The following is an 18519-nucleotide window of genomic DNA, read 5'->3' as shown; positions in this document are numbered from 1 at the left end:
CATTTTGGGAAACCTAACTACATAGCTCAAAATGGAGGCGGGGTGATGAAAGTAATTTTTGCTAAGTTCGGTCTGATCGGGGGAATCTTAATATATGGGATTTGGAATAGTTGTGCAAATGCTCAAGTAATTACCGATGGAACTCTTAACAGCACAGTATCCCAAAGCGGCAATAACTTCACCATTACCAACGGCAGTCGTGTCGGCAACAACCTGTTTCACAGCTTCAGCCAATTCTCTATTCCTAGCAATGGTTCTGCATTCTTCAACAATGCCGCAGATGTGCAAAATATTTTTAGTCGTGTGACTGGGGGCAGTATTTCCCACATTGATGGTTTAATTACAGCCAACGGTAGCGCCAATCTTTTTTTACTCAACCCTAATGGAATCATTTTTGGTGCTAATGCCCAATTAAATATAGGCGGTTCATTGATTGCAACGACAGCTAATAGCATCAAATTTGCTGATGGAAGTGAATTTAGCGCCATTAATCTCCATAACGCATTATTAAGTATCAATGTTCCCATTGGACTGCAACTAGGTAATAATCCTTCAGCGATACAAGTCCAAGGTACAGGGCATTTAGATATTGAGAGCGATATTATTCCTACGATTCGCAATCCTAGCCCAACAAGATTGCAAGTACAGGCGGGAAAAACTTTGGCGTTGGTGGGTGGTAATCTGAATCTGAATGGCGCTACCCTGACTGCTGAAACAGGGCATATAGAATTAGGTAGCCTGGGAGGTGCAGGATTAGTTAGTTTAGTGCCAACCACTCAGGGATATAAATTGGAGTATGGCAACGGGCAAAGCTTTAGTGACATTCAACTAGCACAAAAGTCACTATTAGATGTCAGTGGGGTAAATGCGGGTTCAGTTCAGCTTCAAGGGCGAAATATTCGCTTGAGCGATGGTTCGTTAGTTTTAGCGCAGAATTATGGAAATCTTGCTGGTGGAGACATTCGTTTTCAAGCATCAGAAGCCATTGATATCATTGGTGGAACATCCTCTACCACAATTCCGGGTGGGATTCGCACTGATACCTTCAGTACCGGAACTGGTGGGAATATAAATATCATCACTCCCCGGTTGACACTACAACAGGGTTCAGGGATACAGAACTCAACATACGGAGTAGCTGACAGTGGCAACATTCAGATTGAAGCGGCTGCAATAGAGATGTCCGGCTTCTCACCCCTGAAGCCGATTGCGACAAACATTGTCACTGGCACATACGGTACTGGGTCAGCAGGTGATATCTCTATTAATGGGGATAGATTGGTAATATCTGGTGGAGCTTTATTGACTTCATATACATATGGCAGTGGCTCTAGTGGTAAAGTGACAATTCGCAATCAAAATACCACAGTTATGGGGAAAACCCCTTTTGAAATTTCTAGTAACATTAGTATCAGTAGCTTTGCGAGCGGAAATACAAAAGATTTGATCTTAGATACTGGGAAGTTACAAATCTTAGATGGAGGAGCAGTTGGTTCATTAGTATTTTATACTGGCAATGGAGGAAATGTCAGCATTAATGCTAAAGAGGCGATCACAATTAGTAGTGTCAGTCCTAACACTTCCAGTAGCCTCGGTTCATCTGTCATCCGTTCAAGTCCACAACTACTTAAGTTATTTGGCTTACAGGATGTACTGATGGGAAATGCAGGTAGTGTTAGTATTACCACACCAAATTTGACACTCAAGGATGGCGGTATTGTGAGCGTTACCAGCCAAGGTAGTGGAAATGCTGGCAATCTCAACATCACCGCAGATCGCATCCAATTAAAAAATCAAGGCTCAATCCAAGCACAGACAGAATCTGGTAATGGTGGCAACATCGACTTACAAGTTGGTAAGTTGTTGCTAATACGCGATCGCAGCAATATTAGTGCTACAGCAGGCGGTAACGGTAATGGAGGTAATATCAATATCAATGCACCTATTATCGCCGGATTAGAAAACAGCGACATTATTGCTAATGCGGTGAAAGGTAGGGGGGGTAATATTCAAATCAGCACACAAGGGCTTTTCGGACTGAAGTTTCGTCCCCAAGTGACATCAGAGAATGACATCACTGCTAGTTCCCAATTTGGGGTTAGCGGCACGGTTCAAGTCAATACCATTGGCATTGATCCAAATTCTGGCTTAGTCGAATTGCCAGCAAATGTAATTGATCCATCTCAACAAATTGCCACAGGCTGCGCGGGTAGTGAAGGCAGTAGCTTTGTGGCAACAGGACGGGGTGGTGTGCCGCAAAATCCTCTTCAGCAAGTGACGAGCGATCGCACTTGGTCTGATATCCGCGACATCTCTGCATACCGCAAAACCCAGAATGTACAAGCACAAATACCCCAATCTCCTAAGGTTCTCGTTCAAGCTACTTCTTGGCGACGGAATGCACAGGGGAAAATTGAGTTAATTGCGGCTCAATCAGCGCATGTAGAACCATCTTTAACGTGTGCTGCGGTGTCAAACTAATCAGTCCCGACGTTGGATAATGTATATTTCCTTTTTGGAGATGTCTAATAGATCCAAGTTATAAGTTGGGCAATATAAGTTTACTCATTCTTTAAGCACTTGTGCTGTGACTGATTTTTCAAAAGCTGTTATGAATCTTAGTAATTACTTATGGCTTTCCGAATTAAACAAACTCATTGGCTATATGTCAGCCTCAGTATTTTAAGTTTGTGTTTAGCATTTATAATTACACCTGTAAAAGCATCTTTACCAGTAACAACCACAGTTCTTTCTTCTTCCCAGCCTACTAATTGGCTAGAACAGGGACGGAACCTCTACCGTTCAGGACGTTTTACAGAAGCAATGACAATTTGGCAAACGGCAGCACAACAGTACCATACCCAAGGCGATCGCCTTAACGAAGCTCTAAGTTTAAGTTACCTCTCACTAACACAACAGGAACTTAATCAGTGGGAAGCAGCCAGTCAATCTATTGAGCAAAGTCTGAAACTATTACAAACCTCTATTCCCTCTGCTGATGCAATTCTCTGGGCACAAGCACTCAATACCCAGGCAAATCTGCAATTGCACAATGGCAAAGCCGAAACTGCCCTCGAAAGTTGGCAGCAAGCTCAAAAATATTATGAGCAGGCAGGTGACAAAATGGGCAGCTTGGGGAGTCAAATTAACCAGGCACAAGCTTTACAAAGTTTGGGATTTTATCGCCGTTCTAAAGTGCAGTTGGAGACGCTGACTCAAAAGCTCTTAGCAATGCCAGATTCGGAAATCAAAATCAGTGGGTTACGATCGCTTGGTTTAGCCCTACAAATGATTGGCGATGGAACAAATCAACAGGTGTTGGAGCAAAGTTTAGCGATCGCTCATAAAATTGCAGCCAAACCCTACTTGAGTTCTATCCTGCTGAGTCTAGGAACAACTGCCGTTGACTTGCAAGATCCAGAGGCGGCATTAGATTACTTTGAACAAGCAGAACAGCTAGCCACCAATCCAAGCGATGGCTTGCAAGCACGTTTAGCTCGTTTCAAACTTTTCCTCGACTACGACAAGCCTGAGTTTGCTACCCCATTGGCACCTCAACTACTACAACAACTTAAGGAACTGCCCCCCAGTCACACCTCCCTCTACGCAGCCATCAATTTTGTTGCCACCCTGAATCGGCGCTCAACTCCTGACCAAATCATACCCCTGAAAGACCTGGCGCAACTCATGGCAGTCACAGTCAAGTCTGCACAGCAAATCCAAGATGCTCAAGCAGAAGCTTATGCACTGCATCAGTGGGGAAAACTCTATCGCCGTACACAGCAGTTATCACAAGCACAGGAGTTAGCTCAGAAATCCCTCGATATTGCCCGTCAACTCCAAGCTAATGATATAATTGCTCAATCTGCTTGGCAGATGGGACAGTTGGATAAACAACAGGGCGATCGCTCAAAAGCAATTAGTGCCTATACCGAAGCCGTTAAAGCCTTAAAGTCACTGCGAGGGGATTTGGTTGCCATCAACCCCGATGTTCAGTTTTCTTTCCGCGAAAGTGTAGAGCCTGTTTACCGAGAACTAGTCGGTTTACTTTTAGATAATCAACCGAGCCAAGCTGCATTGGTGCAAGCCCGTGGATTAATTGAGGCACTCCAAATTGCAGAACTCGATAACTTTTTCCGGGAAGCCTGTTTAGATAAAACTCAGCAAATTGATCAGGTTGATCCCACTGCAACCGTAATTTATCCAATCATCCTGCCCGATCGTTTAGCGGTGATTCTCTCCAAAGCTGGACAACCGCTCGATTACTATGTCACTTCTAAATCTCAAGCTGAAATTGAGCAGACTCTGGGCAATTTTTTAGTTGCTCTCAATCCTGTCTCAGATTCCAAAGACCGAAATCGATTATCCCAGCAGATTTATGATTGGCTGATTCGTCCAGCCCAAATCAATCAAGGATTCAAAGATACCAAGACATTAGTGTTTGTTTTGGATGGCCAGTTGCGTAACATTCCAATGGCTGCCTTATATGACGGTAAACAATATCTAATCGAGAAGTATGCAGTCGCACTCTCACCAGGATTGCAACTTATGGCTACGCGATCGCTAAAGCAAAACAAAATAAATGCGATCGTGGGTGGTATTAGCGAATCTCGTGCTGGTTTTAATGCTTTGCCTGCTGTGGAATCAGAAGTTAAACAAATCTCAAAAGCGGTGTCGTCCTTTATATTGCTGAACCAGAAATTCACAAGTCAAGCCCTCGCTCAACGCGTGAAATCCAGTAATGCTGGTATTGTCCACCTAGCAACCCACGGACAGTTTAGCTCCCGCCTCGAAGATACTTTCTTGCTCACCTGGAATGGACAAGTCAACGTCAAAGAGTTGTCCGAACTCCTGAAAAATCGGGATGGTGATCCATCAAAAGCAATCGAGTTGCTGGTACTGAGTGCCTGTGACACAGCAGCAGGGGACGATCGCGCCGTCCTTGGACTGGCAGGTTTGGCTGTCAAATCTGGGGCCCGCTCAACCATCGCCACTCTATGGCCAGTTAAAGATAAGGCAGCTGCGATGCTCATGACTCACTTCTATGAGCAACTGCGACAACCCAAAATCACTAAAGCCGAAGCACTACGGCAGGCACAAATAAACATGATTCAACAAACTGATTTCCATGATCCGTTTTTTTGGTCTGCTTTCGTTTTAGTTGGAAACTGGCTTTAAGTAAGTAACAATACGTAATTAAATAAGATATTATAATGCGTTTTTTACATATTTTTATTACCAAGTAGTCTATATTTTATGAGATATTATCCCATTATTACCGTAATTAGAGATATTCTATAAGTTACTTCCCACAGTCGCAATTAATGTATTTTGTATCACTTCTCAAGCAATTGAGGTATGACATTATGAAACGTCGATATTTAGCTAGTATATTGAGCGTTATCGCTCTAATTGCTAGCAGTGCCTGGACTAGCGCTAGTGCTGTGACATTTACCCCACCTGCAAAAAATAGCGCTCCTAGCCAAGCGACTGGGGGAGCTTCTCGCGGTAATATGTTTACCCCTGCTTCTGGCAAGGGTGCGCCCAGCCAAGCGACCGGGGGAGCTTCTCGCGGTAGTATATTTACCCCTGCCGCTGGGAAAGGTGTGCCCAGACAAGCGACTGGGGGAGCTTCTCGCGGTAGTATATTTACCCCTGCCTCCGGGAAGGGTGTGCCCAGGCAAGCGACTGGGGGAGCTTCTCGCACTGGTACTTACTACTTGAATCCATCGACTGTAGAAGCAAAAGGCCCAACAGCGCTAATCGCACTTCTGCCCCAAAGCTTCTATGGCACAACAGTGTCTGAACGTCCCACAATTCTGGTGTATCTCCCTGCTTCCAATGCCCAAGAAGCTGTGTTCAGCCTCAAGGATGAAGCTGGCAACATGCAGCATCAGATGAACATTTCAGTTGTAGGGAAAACTGGGGTGATTGCAATCAAATTACCAGCTGATGCACCCGCTTTAACCGTTGGCAAAAACTACCAATGGTTCCTAGCACTCAAACTGGATGGGCAACTCAGTCCAAGTACGCCTTACGTTGATGGTTGGATTGAGCGAATCCAGCCCAGTGCTGATCTGGCAACCACAATGCAACAAGAGGATGCGCTGAAGCGGGCGACTGGTTTGGGTAAAAATGGGGTTTGGTATGACTGTGTGGCAACACTTGCTGCACTGCACACCGCCCAACCTACCGATGCAACTCTCTCCAAGCAATGGGAAGAACTTCTTTCCTCAGTTAGTTTGAAGGAGATTGTAACAGCACCGCTAATATAGCACTTCTCAATTGAGTCGGATACAGACCTAACCCCCACCCCTTCCCTATAAGGGAAGGGGAGTAAATTCCATTCCTCTCTCCTAAAAGGAGAGAGGTCAAACTGTATTAACGAAAAGCACTATAGCATCTGCTAATTAACATAATTAACAGGTGTTAGTGGGGTATTACTCCACCAACGCTGACCAAGATCAATAAACTGTATGGCACAAATATGTGGCACAGATTTCAGACTTTCATCCAACGCACTCGCAGCGTCTTGATCATTAGTCCCAGTGTTGCTCTGACAGTTATTGTCGGGCAGTCGTTGGGGCTTTTTAATTTACCTGAATGGAAACTTCGTGATCAATGGGTTCGTTTGCAATCATCAGACAAAATAGCCAACGAGATTGTGATTGTCACAATCGATGAACGCGATATTCAATCGGTGGGTAAATGGCCAGTTCCAGACTGGGCACTAGCACGATTACTCGATAAAATCCGGGCGCAACAGCCTCGATCCATCGGACTGGATCTCTATCGAGATTTGCCCGAAGGAAGTGGACATGAGCAACTTGGGCAAATTTTCCGCAGCACTCCCAATTTAATCGGAGTTGAGAAAATCATCGGTGAGCGCGTCAATCCGCCACCAGAATTGAAAAAAAGAGATCAGGTAGGATTAGCGGATTTGGTACTCGATGGCGATCGCTCTGTCCGTCGCGCCCTGCTCACAGCGGTGGATGCCAAAGAACAAAACACCATCAAAGCAGGGCTGGCAACCAGTGTAGCGCTCAAGTACCTCGAAGTTGAAGGGATTACCTTAGAAAGCATTGATCCCCAGCGGCAAAAGTTCCAATTGGGTAAGGAAGTCTACCAGCCACTGCAAAATCAAGAAGCAGGTTATGCCGATGGCGATTTAGGAGGCTATCAAATTCTGCTCAACTGGCATGGAACGGATGCAGCATTTCACACAGTTACCATGCGCGATGTGTTAGCAGGGAAAATTCCGGCAGATATAATGCGCGATCGCATGGTGTTTATTGGCTCAATCGCCTCTAGTACCAACGATTTTTTCAGCACACCCTTCAGTTCCACCTGGATATCTGCTCAAAAACCGACACCTGGTGTTGTTATCCATGCTAATATTGCCCATCAATTGGTACAAGGAGCTAAAACAGGAAAAACAACTCTCCACGGCGTTTCAAGCATTTCTCTGTGGCTCTGGATTGTTTTGTGGTCTGTGATCGGTTCTATGAGTAGTTGGTGGTTAGCCAGTGCGCCTAGAAAGCTACAGATTCCAGGGGGCCAGATTCTTTGGATAACTGTAGGTATCAGTGGGGTCTGCCTGGGGAGTGCTTACGGGATATTTTTAAATGGGATTCTGATTCCGGTTACACCAGCTTTAGCCGCATTCATCAGCAGTGTAATTGCGACAATGAATGCCTATAAACAGCAGCAGCTAGAAGAAGCGAATCGCCAACTGGAAATTGCCAACGATCAACTATTAGATTATTCCAAAACCTTAGAGGCAAAAGTCGAAGAGCGAACTCATGAACTGGTTGAGGCAAAGCAGGCTGCCGATGCCGCTAACCAAGCAAAAAGTGAGTTTCTTGCAAATATGAGCCATGAGCTACGGACACCGCTCAATGGCATCCTTGGTTTTGCACAGCTACTAGAGCGATCGCCAAACATGACAAACAAAAACCGCGAAGGAATCAATATTATCTCTCAATGCGGGACGCATCTTTTGATGTTGATCAATGATATTCTCGATATCTCAAAAATTGAAGCTCGGAAATTGGAATTGGTAGCAACTACTGTGCATCTGCCTACCTTTTTACACGGTGTTACCGAGATTTGTGGGATCAGAGCCGAGCAGAAAGGGATTACTTTTAATGTCTTAATCAGCGATCGCCTTCCCCTTGCCATTGAAGCAGATGAACAACGGCTGCGACAAGTATTGATTAACTTGTTAGGCAACGCGATCAAATTTACCGACATCGGTAGTGTGACGTTCAAAGTAGATGTACTGGAGACTGGGCAAGATTGTTCCCAATCCCCAACCACCAAAATTCGTTTCCAGATTGAAGATACAGGTATTGGTATGTTACCAGACCAACTAGAGAAAATCTTTTTGGCCTTTGAGCAAGTGGGTGAAGCAGGGCAGCGATCTGAAGGTACTGGTTTGGGATTGGCCATCAGTCAAAGAATTGCAGCATTGATGGAGAGCCAAATTCAAGTGCAGAGTCGCTTGGGTGAAGGAAGTATATTTTGGCTAGATTTGACAGTACCACTATCACTTTCCCATGATTGGCATGAACAGGCGATCGCCCCAATCCAGCATTCGATTAGCAGAACTTCGGGTAGTGCGCCTCTGGTTCTGATTGTCGATGATGATCGCAATCACTGTTCCATATTGACGATTCTGCTGCAAGAAATTGGCTGTCAAACCTTGGAAGCAACCGACGGTAAACACGGGCTACAAATCGTAAAAGAATGCAACCCGGATGTGATTCTGCTCGATTTAGCCATGCCCAATATGGATGGTTTTGAGCTAATGATTCATCTGCAATCTGATCCAAAAACCCGTTCTATTCCGATCATCGTCTCTAGTGCCAGCGTATTCGAGGAAAATCGGCAGCGGAGTTTACAAGCAGGAGCAAAAGCATTCCTGCCTAAACCCCTCCAAGTTGACGAGCTATTCAATACGCTCCGCTCGGTGCTAGAAGTTGACTGGAGTTATGCCCAATCTCCACCTCAGCAGTCATCTCCTAAAGGTGAGTTACCTGATAACAAATGGGTTCTGCCATCGCAAGATGTTTTACAACAACTTTATCATCTGGCAATGATGGGCGATATCGCAGCGATCGAGAAAATGTTAGAAGAGTTAATTGCACAAAACAGCCAGCTAGCTCCTTTCGTAGTTGAGTTAAACAAACTCACTGTCAATTTTCAAACAGGACAAATACGTAAATTTATAAAATTATTTGTAACAATGGAGTCACGGCAATGATGGCTGATTCTCTCTCGAAGCCAATACGTATCCTTTTGGTAGATGATAATCCAAACAATCTCAAGGTGTTATCAGAAATGATTCAGGGATATGGCTGGAAAGCACTGATGGCAACGAATGGAGAGTCTGCGATCGAACAAACAGAATATGCCCTTCCCGATCTAATTCTCCTGGATGTGATGATGCCTGGTATTGATGGGTTTGAAACTTGCCGCAGGCTGAAAGCCAATCCCATTACTCAGAATATTCCAGTCATTTTCATGACTGCCCTATCCGATTCTAAAGACAAGGTGAAAGGATTGGAAATTGGGGCAGTTGACTACGTTACCAAACCCTTCCAGCAGGAAGAAGTCATTGCCCGATTAAAGTTACACCTGAAAATCTCCCATCTCACATATACCCTAGAGCAAAGGGTACAAGAGCGCACCGCGGAATTAACCCAATCTCTACAGCAGTTACAACAAACCCAACTACAACTGATCCAAAGTGAGAAAATGTCTACTCTAGGACAACTTGTTGCAGGCATTGGTCATGAAATTAATAACCCGATTGGTTTTATTGAAGGAAATTTCTCCTATATTACAGAATATACAAATAATCTTCTTCACTTGGTCAACCTCCAACAGCAGAAGCTACCGCATCCAGAACCAGAAATTGAAGAACTTCTCAATCAAATGGACTTTGAGTATCTAGCAGAGGATATTCCAAAATTGCTAGCATCAATGCGCCAGGGAATTGACCGCCTTAAGGGCATCAGCCTTTCTCTGAGAACTTTTGCGCGCTCAGATATTTCATCTAAGATGGAGTTTCAGATTCACGAAGGGATTAATAGCACCTTAATGCTATTGAAACACCGATTGAAAAACCAAGGAGACCACCCGACAATCGAGGTTGTCACCCAATACGGTAAGTTACCTCCAATCAGTTGCTATCCCGGACAGCTGAACCAGGTATTTATGAATATCATCGCTAATGCCATTGATGCATTCGATGACCTCAATCAAAACCACTCTGATCAAAAGATTGCTGCTTGCCCGAACACTATCACTATCACTACATCAGTTAATTGTCAACAAGAAACCGTCACAATTTGCATTCAAGATAACGGCCCAGGGATGCTTCCTGAGGTACAAACTCGAATTTTTGAGCAATCTTTCACAACTAAACCCGTAGGCAAGGGAACCGGGCTTGGATTAGCTATCAGCTACCAAATTATTGTTGATAAACACAATGGAAAAATCGACTGCTTCTCAATTCCTGGTGAGGGAACTAAGTTTATTATTACTTTGCCAATTTAATATTTGATGTCGGGTTTATTACTTCAACTCATACTGCCTTTTTAAATGTTTTATAATACTTTGCCGATTGGGAAAAGTTACATTTTGGTAGTGAGTATCCAAAATGTGTAAAAACATAATTTGTCATAGTGAGCGGAATGCAGTCAAGCAAAGCGATCGCAAAGTCCAGATGAAGCAAATTGCAACATTCCTGCTACCCTGTGAGTTCTCCATTCGCAAAGCATTTCCAAGAGTTGGAGTCCGCCTCATTCGCAATTGACGAGTAACAATTTTGGTAAATTTGCTTGGATTGGGATGTTCTATTTTGCTAGACACTGACGATTTTTATACATAGTTTGCTTTAATTTACAATTACCATAAGACTGAAATTGCAATACATAATTTTATCCTAGATTAAGTTTAAAAAAAGTTGGTAAACGATCATTTTTTGACTTTAAGGTGTTTAATAAAGTTATTATCAAAAGTCTAGTAGAAGCAAAAACATGAAAGGTTTCAAGAAGTTATCCTCAATAGCACTATTGCTATGTGCCTTTGTGTATCCATCCTCATTAGTTGAAGCAAAGGATATTTCTTTAAGTAATGTTCACAATGAACAGAGCGCTGCACCAGAGGCTAACTTAGTTGGAAATAAAACCGGAGAGCTTTTAATTGCTCGACGGTGGTTAAGACCACACAAAAGTTTCCGACGACGGCAGATTATCCGACGACGGGAGCGTTCTAGAGGATACGAAAATTTCCGACGACGGGAGCCTTCTAGAGGATACGAAAATTTCCGACGACGGGAGCCTTCTAGAGGATACAAAAATTTCCGACGACGGTATTGACCAAATAATTACTAATTCGTAATTCGTAATGACGCTCTCTACGAGACGCTCTTGCATTCGCGGACTCACTAACGCAGCGTTAGTGAGTCTTCTTCCAAAGGGAGATGCTTTAGCGCATAGCGCAGCGTAAAGCCTTCTCTTCTGCCTACAGCCCTTCTTAAGACAGGAGACGCTCTTGCGTTGGCTTAGAGCGAACTCTACGCACAGTCGCTCTAAGCGTTGGCGCAGCCTCTCGTAGAGAAGCTGCTATGCCAAAGGCTTTACACTGCGCTACCCTTGGTCACGAGCGTCATTATCAATTACAAATTATGTTGACGACGGCTGATGTCAACTAATTAATGGCTAGTGGTTATAGCGGTTTCCATTCAGATGCGATACAACATATTGCGAGGTGTAGGGGAGCAGTGCCCATTGGTGTCAACTTAAGCTAAAACTCTTTTAAAACCTCGTTTCTAGCCATAGGCTGGAAATGCTCTTCAATCGTGGTGCCACTAGTCTTGAGGCAGAGCCTCTCATTAGGCATTCCCAGTCTCCGACTGGGAACGAGACAAATGAGACAATCTTTAAAAGCTTGTTCTAGAATGGCTTTTGCCTTAAGTTGACACGTATGGGCAGTGCCGTGCCCCTACGCGTGTACCTCACGTAAACGAGAACCGCTTTGTTCTATTAACCATTAACCACTAACCACTAACTATCGTTACGTTCTAATGAGTTGCTACTACCTCTCCTTCAAGGCGAACGAGTCGGTCTGCCAAAAGTTTCTCAAGGTCTTCTAATGCCTTGGTGAAACCTTTGATGCCCTCGTCTAGTTTGTCAAATGCCATGCGGTCAGCAGTGTGCATCTTGTCAAAGGTAGCTTTGTCAATGGATATCTTTTCAATTTCCAAGTTTGCTACCTTGGCGGGGTCAAGTTTGCGTGGCAATTCTCCAATGGTTGCTTGTAATTCACCCAAAAGTGACGGGGAAATTGTCAATAAATCACTACCTGCAAGTTCAGTAATTTCACCAAGGTTACGGAAACTAGCTCCCATAACTTCGGTTTTATAGCCGAATTTCTTGTAGTAGTTGTAGATTTTGGTGACAGACAAAACTCCTGGATCTTCGGCTGCTGGGTAGCTATCCCGTCCGGTATCTTTTTTGTGCCAGTCGAGAATCCGACCGACGAAGGGAGAAATTAGGGTAACACCAGCATCTGCACAGGCGATCGCTTGGTGAAGACCAAACAACAAGGTAAGGTTACAGTGAATACCTTCTTTTTGGAGGATTTCTGCGGCGCGAATGCCTTCCCAGGTAGAGGCAATTTTAATTAGCACGCGATCGCGGCCAACTCCAGCTGCTTTATACTGAGCAATTAATTCCCGTGCCTTAGTCAGGGTAGCTTCGGTATCGTAGGACAGGCGAGCATCCACTTCCGTAGACACACGACCGGGAATGATTTGTAAAATCTTTAATCCAAAGGCAACTGCCAGACGGTCAAAAGCTAGAGAAACTATCTGTGTTTGGGTAGCTTTGTCTCCAGCATCTTTCTTAGCTTGGAGTAAAGTTTGATCGACAACTTCCTGATATTCCGGCATCTGCGCCGCAGCAGTAATCAGAGAAGGATTGGTGGTAGCGTCTTGGGGTTTGAACTTTTCAATTGCCTGGATATCCCCCGTATCTGCAACCACGACAGTCATTTTCCGCAATTGTTCCAGTAAACTCTTAGACATAAAATACTCCGTAATGAATGTTACAGGATTTACTTATTCCCCAGTTCTTTACACTCTCTACTATTCCTTCAATTCTGATTCTGGCAATTTTTCTAAATCATTGCCCAATTTTGCTTACTATCTTGAGCCACAACCACAGCCCTATTCTAGGTGAGTTATGCCGAAATTGGCTGTCCAATGGAATGCACTTTGATTAAACTAGTTGTTCCCGATTTACCAATTGGAACGCCAGAAGTAATCACTACTTTATCGCCCTTATTCGCTAGACCCATGTCTACAACTGTGTTTACCACATTGGTAAACATCTCTTCGGCATTGTGAACTGGTGGGATAAGCAAAGGTTCCACACCCCAAGAAAGCGCTAGCTGGCGATAAGCAGTAACGTCAGGGGTTAAGGCAATAATCAAAGAAGTTGGTCGATATTTAGACACCATTCTGGCTGTACTTCCTGAGGAAGTGTTACAGAGAATTGCCCGTGAGCCTGTTTCATAAGCGATGCGACATACGGATTCTGCCACAGATTCGGTGACGCTGAGACTGCCTGCTTCATGACACCAGGCATGTCTACTAGCCTCATCTAAAGCCTGTTCTGTCCGCACGGCGATATTGTGCATCATCTGGACGGCGGCGATGGGATATTGTCCGACAGCGGTTTCACCAGAAAGCATTACTGCATCGGTACCATCTAAGATAGAGTTGGCAACATCGGTTGCTTCAGCGCGGGTGGGGTCAGGGGCGCTAATCATCGACTCTAGCATTTGCGTGGCTGTAATCACCGGCTTGCCAGCACGATTGCAACGGCGAATAATATCTTTTTGAATTAGGGGTACTTCGTGAATTGGCACTTCCACCCCTAAATCGCCACGGGCAATCATAATCGCGTCGGCAACTTTCAGAATGGAGTCAAAGTTCTCTATTGCCTCTGCTCTTTCGATTTTGGCAATTAAACGGATGGAAGCGCCAGCGGCTTCAATCATTCGCTTGGCGGGTTCTAAATCTTGTGGCGATCGCACGAAGGACGCCGCTACCCAGTCTACACCCAACTGAATCCCAAAGCGCAGATCCAGCAAGTCTTTTTCGGTGATCGAACTGACAGGTAAAGGAGTTTCTGGCAGGTTTACTCCTTTGTGCGTAGAAATTAACCCGCCAATTTTCACCTGGGCGCGAATGCGATCGGCATCGCGATCAGTAACAATCAACTTGACGCGACCATCATTAATCAAAATCGGTTCGCCTGGTCGCACCATTGCAAACAAAGTCGGCAATGGTAGGGGTAGTTCCTCAATAGTCTCACCCTTTTCTTGCAAAACAAAGGTAACTTCACTACCAGCTTCTAAATTTAACCCTTCCGGTGGTAAAATTCCCAAGCGAATCTTGGGGCCACACAGGTCTTGCATAATTGCGATCGGCTTTTGCTGCTCAGTACTAATCTGCCTGAGATAGTGAGCCGTTTTGGCGTGGAATTCATAAGCCCCGTGGGAAAAATTCAGCCGCGCCACATTCATTCCAGCTTCTACTAAGGCTTGCAACCTTTCAGGTGCAGATGTAGCCGGCCCAACAGTACAAATGATTTTGGTTCGACGCATAGGGATTGGGGGTTGAGGAGTAACTTGCAAATTTGGATGCTTTGAGCGATCGCCCAAAGCATCCAAATTCACACGTGCTTCATATCACTGGTTTAGTAAGTAAAGATACTAAATGACGTTTTACTTTCGGGGTATTTACCATTTGACCCAAATCCCAAATTGGAGGCTGGGAACTGGGGGCTAGGGACTAGGGAAAAAACTTAATTACTAATGCCCCATGCCCTATGCCCCATCTCCAACAACTAATCAAACCGCAGCAGCTGTCGGGGCGAGCTTTTCATTTTGTGACATAGACAAGATCAGGTCAATCACGCGATTCGAGTAACCCCACTCGTTGTCATACCAAGCAATTACCTTGAAGAAGTTGGAGTTCAACTCAATCCCAGCACCTGCGTCAAAGATACTGGAATGGGTATCGCCTTGAAAATCTGTGGAAACTACTTCTTCATCTGTGTATCCCAAAATACCCGATAGTGAGCCTGCCGCAGCCTCCTTCATGGCAGCACAGATTTCCTTATAACTGGTAGCTTTGGCAGTTTTGAAAGTTAAATCAACAACAGAGACATCGGGAGTCGGAACTCGCAATGCCATACCAGTCAACTTACCCTTCAATTCTGGTAAAACCAGTGCTACGGCTTTAGCTGCACCTGTGGAGGAGGGAATAATATTCTGGCTTGCACCTCGACCACCCCGCCAGTCCTTTTTGCTGGGGCCGTCTACAGTTGGCTGGGTAGCAGTCATAGCATGGACTGTGGTCATCAACCCTTCAGTTAACCCAAAGTTGTCATTGATCACCTTAGCTATGGGAGCTAAACAGTTTGTAGTGCAGCTAGCATTGGAGACAATGATATCCTTGCTGGGGTCAAATAGGTGATGATTGACACCCATTAGTAGGGTAGGAACTCTATCTGGATCTTTAGTGGGAGCGGAAATTACCACTCGCTTTGCACCTGCCTTCAGGTGGTTTGCGGCTCCTTGGTAATCAGTGAAGAGTCCCGTAGATTCCACGACATAATCTGCACTTAATTGTCCCCAAGGCAACTCTGCTGGATTTCTCACTGACACGCAAGGAATAAAATGCCCGTCAATGAGGATGCCATCTTCCTTGGCTTCAACCTTTTGCTTTAATTGACCGTGGGTTGAGTCGTACTTCAAGAGGTAAGCGAGGTTATCTGGTGGTACTAGATCGTTAATACCTATAAACTCGATATTGGGGTTATCGATACCAGCGCGAAGCACAAGTCGCCCGATTCGACCGAAGCCATTGATACCAACTTTTAATTTAGTCAAGATTAAACCTCCCGTTGTGGAAGTTGAACAAAAGGAGAAAGTTAAAAGTCAAAATAGATTGCCTTTTACTCTTTACTTTCTGATCCTGACAGCCTCGGTCGGCTAAGGGATATTTACTTGGCATCTTTTAAGGTTTGGGACATTGGGGATTAGGAATTGGGAAAACCCTGATTTAATTTACTACTTATCTGTTTGAGCTAATTGTTCGAGTTTTTACAAAGTCTGATAGGTTGTTAGATCGTCTAGACTGTTCAAATAATTTGCCCTTGCAATCCCCGATTCGTTAGCAGGTAAACAGCAAAGGTTCCTAGCCAGTGACTAGCTGCATAATGTTCAATGACAACATCTAGTCCATTGTGCCGATGGTGAACGCCAGTAGAACGAAGGGTTTCTATGCGGCGATCGCCATTTGCCAATCCAGAGATGATCCCCTTAAGCATCCAAGCGCGACTGAGATTAAGACCCCAGAAGTGGGATTGCGTATAATCTTTAGGATTATCTACTTTGGCTGGTTCTAACCAATTTGCTGAATTCTCAATCGGTATTTGGGGAAGAAAATCGGTCAGCCAGTCAGTGAAAGCTGTTGTTGGGAGGACTCGCCGCATCAAATCTGCTTCAGCAAGGCCAGGAGAGAGAAAATCGTAGCCAAGCGGCTCGAATTGTAAGGAATAATTGCGATCGTTGAGATAGAATTGCCGTGTCTTGTTCTCTACTAACTGAGTGAAGTCGGTATTTTCGGTAATCCGTGCCCAATCTAGCATCAAACCAAGTGCAAAAGCTGTTTGGTTATGCATCCCTGTGCGATTTGGGAGTTTCAGTGCTTCAATCCAACGGTGTAAGTTAGCTGCAATCAACTTTTCTAGCGGTTCTAATACAATCCGCCATTCTTTCGCTTGAGGATGATTCCACTCGTGAAGTTCCGCAGCCAGTTGCAGAAGCCATGCCACACCATAAGGAAATTCATAAAAGGGCCGCCGCTGGAAATGGGCAATCTCTCCTTGAATCTTCTCTGGTGTTAAGCTCTGCTCAAGTGCTTGCTTTGACGCTAGATTGAAAGAGGCTTCAGGAAAGTGACGCATGAGACGTACCAGCAACCAGTGACCATGTACGGCTGAATGCCAATCTAAGCAGCCATAAAAAGCTGGAGTCAATTCACGCGGTGGTTTTATATCCTCGTCGCTATCAACCCAATACAGACCACTATTAGGATACTCCCGCGCGATACAATCCAGCACTAATTGAGCAAATTGTGCCGCAGTCGTTTCATTAATCTCCAAATTATCGGCTGGCATGGTCAGTTAGTACAGTTTTGCGTAAAAGCGTAGCGTTTTTAATGCAGGGGAACGCATTAACATTGTATCGGGATGCATTGGCATTGTAAGAGGACGCATTAACATTGTATCGGGATGCATTGGCATTGTAAGAGGACGCATTAACATTGTATCGGGATGCATTGGCATTGTAAGAGGACGCATTAACATTGTATTGGGATGCATTAACAATGCGGCCAACGCATTAACATTGTATCGGGATGCATTGGCATTGCAAGGGATTTAGATCCCCGACTTTTTGAAGAAGTCGGGGATCTGGGCAGCAATTTTTGCTTAAGTACCATTCCACCCAAGAATTTGTCTTAACCCAAGCCTATTGTGAATAGTTGATCTGGGCTTTTGGTGCAAGGTTTGCGACCATAGAGAACAATAATGTCGCAAAATTCACACTGAAAGGGACATCCCACGCGAAAATTGCACCGACATCTCTGCATAGGCTTCAAATTCTAGGAAGTCAAAGCGAGGAGTTGGAGTGTTGGTAACATCTGGTTTTTCACCATCAGAGCGAAAGATACCTGTGCGATCGCCCCGGGCGGTAATCATTACTGCTTTCAGACCGGAGTATGTAGACGCGCAGCGCAAACCCAAAGACTCCAAAACTCCAGGCTTGTCATCAGACATCGCAATTTCCATAAATCCTCAAACATGCATGGGTAAATAATTTAGCCGGAAATACCAGGACTTTTAAGACGATTCTAATATCTGTTCTTTTTATGACTTGGCAAATTGGCAACTATCAGAAAATTAACTGTGTTATTTTCAATACTATACAAGGTGTATTTGCACTTTCAAGCTATTTAGACGGGCTGCAACCCGTCTTTATTTATCACTAGACCTCTTTGAAATCTCGTAAATCTCCTTAAATCTCGTTTCCAGGTTTTACCTTGCAAATGGACTTCAAAGCGGCTCTGCTGCGAATTCGGGAGGCACCTCTGTATGGGCATTCCCAGTCTCCGACTGGGAACGAAGCAAATAGAAGAATCATATTTTAATTGAGTGAAGGGATTGAACGCACTGCCTTGGGCTTTTAAGGGCGGCGGCGATCGCAACCAGTTTGACTGGGGAGCTATGCTAGAAAGGGCTGTTGGACTCATTTCAGGCTTGTGCTGTGCTGAAAATACTTTTATTGCCCAGATTCCCCAGAGCAGTGTTTATGTTTTGTCGCTAGAGGCTCATATTCAACCGTCTGCTCGTTAGTCCAATCCTTGCCCCATAA

General features: G+C 44.7%; 12 protein-coding genes and 1 pseudogene. 8 read left to right on the top strand and 5 right to left on the bottom strand.

Annotated features, from left to right (window positions below):
* The first annotated feature begins 45 nt into the window (after window positions 1–45).
* The 7 genes from V7K21_RS08835 to V7K21_RS08805 all read left to right on the top strand — a co-directional run bounded on the left by V7K21_RS08835 (window position 46) and on the right by V7K21_RS08805 (window position 11387).
* Window positions 46–2481, top strand: coding sequence for an S-layer family protein (locus V7K21_RS08835; RefSeq protein WP_335173407.1), 2436 nt, complete (start codon window positions 46–48; stop codon window positions 2479–2481).
* 150 nt (window positions 2482–2631) lie between these two features.
* Window positions 2632–5178, top strand: coding sequence for a CHAT domain-containing protein (locus V7K21_RS08830; protein WP_335173405.1), 2547 nt, complete (start codon window positions 2632–2634; stop codon window positions 5176–5178).
* 188 nt (window positions 5179–5366) lie between these two features.
* Window positions 5367–6275, top strand: coding sequence for a DUF928 domain-containing protein (locus V7K21_RS08825; protein WP_335173403.1), 909 nt, complete (start codon window positions 5367–5369; stop codon window positions 6273–6275).
* A gap of 212 nt (window positions 6276–6487) precedes the next feature.
* Complete coding sequence (locus V7K21_RS08820) at window positions 6488–9265, top strand: CHASE2 domain-containing protein (protein WP_335173401.1); 2778 nt, start codon at window positions 6488–6490, stop codon at window positions 9263–9265.
* Window positions 9265–10563: a hybrid sensor histidine kinase/response regulator gene (locus tag V7K21_RS08815; protein WP_442948860.1), complete on the top strand. Its 1299-nt coding sequence runs from the start codon at window positions 9265–9267 to the stop codon at window positions 10561–10563. The genes V7K21_RS08820 and V7K21_RS08815 overlap by 1 nt, the downstream gene beginning before the upstream one ends.
* Before the next feature lie 103 nt (window positions 10564–10666).
* Entirely contained in the window at window positions 10667–10822 is a 156-nt protein-coding gene (locus V7K21_RS08810; RefSeq protein WP_335173397.1) for a hypothetical protein, read from the top strand.
* A 223-nt stretch (window positions 10823–11045) separates the two neighbouring features.
* Complete coding sequence (locus V7K21_RS08805; RefSeq protein ID WP_335173395.1) at window positions 11046–11387, top strand: hypothetical protein; 342 nt, start codon at window positions 11046–11048, stop codon at window positions 11385–11387.
* Window positions 11388–12091: 704 nt separating this feature from the next.
* Here V7K21_RS08805 and V7K21_RS08800 read toward each other — a convergent pair.
* From V7K21_RS08800 to V7K21_RS08780, 5 genes and pseudogenes are all read right to left on the bottom strand, one after another.
* Window positions 12092–13096, bottom strand: a complete 1005-nt coding sequence (locus V7K21_RS08800) for a transaldolase (RefSeq protein ID WP_335173393.1) — start codon at window positions 13094–13096, stop codon at window positions 12092–12094.
* A 155-nt stretch (window positions 13097–13251) separates the two neighbouring features.
* Window positions 13252–14682 (bottom strand): pyruvate kinase, encoded by a 1431-nt coding sequence (gene pyk, locus V7K21_RS08795; RefSeq protein ID WP_335173434.1) that lies wholly within the window; start codon window positions 14680–14682, stop codon window positions 13252–13254.
* 246 nt (window positions 14683–14928) lie between these two features.
* Window positions 14929–15972 carry a type I glyceraldehyde-3-phosphate dehydrogenase gene (gene gap / locus V7K21_RS08790; protein ID WP_335173391.1) on the bottom strand — a complete coding sequence of 348 codons (1044 nt, stop codon included), beginning with the start codon at window positions 15970–15972 and terminating at the stop codon, window positions 14929–14931.
* A 251-nt stretch (window positions 15973–16223) separates the two neighbouring features.
* Window positions 16224–17264 (bottom strand): DUF2891 domain-containing protein, encoded by a 1041-nt coding sequence (locus tag V7K21_RS08785; protein ID WP_335173389.1) that lies wholly within the window; start codon window positions 17262–17264, stop codon window positions 16224–16226.
* Between the two features lie 362 nt (window positions 17265–17626).
* Window positions 17627–17834 (bottom strand): annotated as a pseudogene (locus V7K21_RS08780) (B12-binding domain-containing radical SAM protein); the annotation flags it as partial.
* 474 nt (window positions 17835–18308) lie between these two features.
* Between V7K21_RS08780 and V7K21_RS08775 the strand changes: the two are divergent.
* Window positions 18309–18500, top strand: a complete 192-nt coding sequence (locus V7K21_RS08775; protein ID WP_335173387.1) for a hypothetical protein — start codon at window positions 18309–18311, stop codon at window positions 18498–18500.
* Window positions 18501–18519 lie beyond the last annotated feature (19 nt).

The organism is Nostoc sp., from assembly GCF_036919595.1.
GTDB lineage: Bacteria > Cyanobacteriota > Cyanobacteriia > Cyanobacteriales > Nostocaceae > Nostoc.
This window is presented reverse-complemented; position numbering and strand designations above follow the sequence as displayed.